Raw genomic sequence first — 327 nt, 5'->3', positions numbered from 1 at the left:
AGACAGTGCGCTGGCCTTGGCATTGGTGATACCACCCACGGTGATGTTGTCACCGGCACCCGAACCCACCTGGAACACACCACCGGCAAACGAGCCGTCCAGAATCTTCTGGCCATTGAACGTGGTGGTCTTGGCCACACGGTCAATTTCCGAACGCATCTGGCTCACTTCGGCTTGCAGCGCTTCACGGTCTGCCTTGCTGTTGGTGGCGTTGGCCGATTGCACCGCCAGTTCACGCATGCGCTGCAGCATGTCGCCCATCTTGCCCAGTGCGCCTTCAGCGGTCTGCGCCAGCGAGATGCCGTCGTTGGCATTGCGGGCGGCCAC

Annotated in this window: 1 protein-coding gene; it reads right to left on the bottom strand. The window is 61.8% G+C overall.

The annotated features are described in order from the left end of the window. Positions 1-327, bottom strand: a 327-nt coding sequence (locus AC27VO_RS16570) for a flagellin N-terminal helical domain-containing protein (RefSeq protein WP_488667813.1), incomplete at both ends; no start/stop codon positions are given.

The organism is Comamonas sp. 14P8.1.4, assembly GCF_057799285.1.
The sequence above is the reverse complement of the archived record's forward strand: the minus strand, read 5'-3'. Positions and strand labels throughout refer to the sequence as shown.